Raw genomic sequence first — 1,609 nt, 5'->3', positions numbered from 1 at the left:
CCCTGATAGTGGTGTAACGCGGTTGGCGTGACTTGTCGGACAGGTGGTCCGGCATGCAGCGCGGCCATCGCGTGATCTTTCGAGCGGACCTCTCACAGCACTCTCGAAAGGGCATCATCGCGATGACCGCACCACACATCATCGACCCTGCCGGGCTCCTCGGCCAAGCACTCGGCGACGCATCACCGGATCTGATGCGGCACCTGCTGTCCACCGTCATCAACTCGCTGCTGTCCGCGGACGCCGACGCGGTCTGCGGCGCCGAGTACGGCATGACCTCACCGGACCGGGTCAACTCCCGCAACGGCTACCGGCACCGCGAGCTCGACACCCGCATCGGCACCATCGACGTCGCGGTCCCGAAGCTGCGCTCCGGCTCCTACTTCCCCGAATGGCTCCTCGAACGGCGCAAACGGGCCGAGGCCGCCCTGGTAAGCGTGGTCGCGACCTGCTACCTGCTCGGCGTCTCCACGCGCCGGATGGACAAGCTCGTACAGACCCTCGGGATCACCAGCCTGTCCAAGTCACAGGTGTCGCGGATGGCCGCCGACCTCGACGCCCAGGTCGCCGCGTTCCGGACCCGGCCCCTCGGCGATTGCGGGCCGTTCACGTTCGTGGCCGCCGACGCGCTGACGATGAAGGTCCGTGAACAGGGCCGGGTCGTCAACGCCGTCGTGCTCGTCGCGACCGGCGTCAACGCCGACGGCCACCGCGAGGTCCTCGGCGTCAAAGTCGCCACCAGCGAAACGAAGCAGGCGTGGAACACGTTCTTCGCCGACCTCGTCGCCCGCGGCCTGACCGGCACCCTCCTCGTCACCAGCGACGCCCACGCCGGCCTCGTCGACGCGATCGCCGCGAACCTGCCCGGCGCCACCTGGCAGCGCTGCCGCACCCACTACGCCGCCAACCTCATGCAGGTGACACCGAAGTCGGCGTGGCCGGCGGTCAAGACCATGCTGCACTCCGTCTACGACCAGATCGACGCCGGCGCCGTCCACACCCAGTTCGACAAACTCCTCGACACCACCGGCAGATCCCTGCCGAAAGTCGCCGCCCACCTCGACGACGCCCGCGCCGACCTCCTCGCCTTCACCGGCTTCCCCCAACAGATCTGGCGCCAGATCTGGTCGAACAACCCCAACGAACGCCTCAACAAGGAGATCCGCCGCCGCACCGACGTCGTCGGGATCTTCCCCGACCGCGACGCCGTCACCCGCCTCGTCGGCGCCGTCCTCGCCGAACAACACGACGAGTGGACCGAAGGCCGCCGCTACTTCGCCCTCGACATCCTCGAACGATCCCGCACCACACCCACCACCACCGCCACCCCCACGACCCCGCCCGAACTGGAGACCGCAGCATGACCAGCCCGCCACCACACCACACCACCCCGGAACGACCCGACCGCGAAAAGCGCAACGCCGCCCTCACCGACGGCATCGAGACAGGCTTCTGGGACGACCACGGTCGCCCCGCCCCCTGGCCCGACGACATCGACCAATGGCAACCCGACACCAGCGAACCACACACCCACCCGGCCGGAACACAACCCTTCTAACCAGCACAACCTCGAAAGATCAGCCGTTACACCACTTCCAGGGGCTTGACC

General features: G+C 68.1%; 2 protein-coding genes. Both read left to right on the top strand.

What is annotated here, in order from left to right; all coding sequences use genetic code 11:
* Positions 1–122 precede the first annotated feature (122 nt).
* Entirely contained in the window at positions 123–1,364 is a 1,242-nt protein-coding gene (locus ACIA8L_RS56335; protein WP_395918535.1) for an IS256 family transposase, read from the top strand.
* Entirely contained in the window at positions 1,361–1,558 is a 198-nt protein-coding gene (locus ACIA8L_RS56330; protein ID WP_395918533.1) for a hypothetical protein, read from the top strand. The genes ACIA8L_RS56335 and ACIA8L_RS56330 overlap by 4 nt, the downstream gene beginning before the upstream one ends.
* Positions 1,559–1,609: the final 51 nt, after the last annotated feature.

Source organism: Dactylosporangium sp. NPDC051541, from assembly GCF_044454505.1.
Classification (GTDB): Bacteria; Actinomycetota; Actinomycetes; order Mycobacteriales; family Micromonosporaceae; genus Dactylosporangium.
The sequence above is the reverse complement of the archived record's forward strand: the minus strand, read 5'-3'. Positions and strand labels throughout refer to the sequence as shown.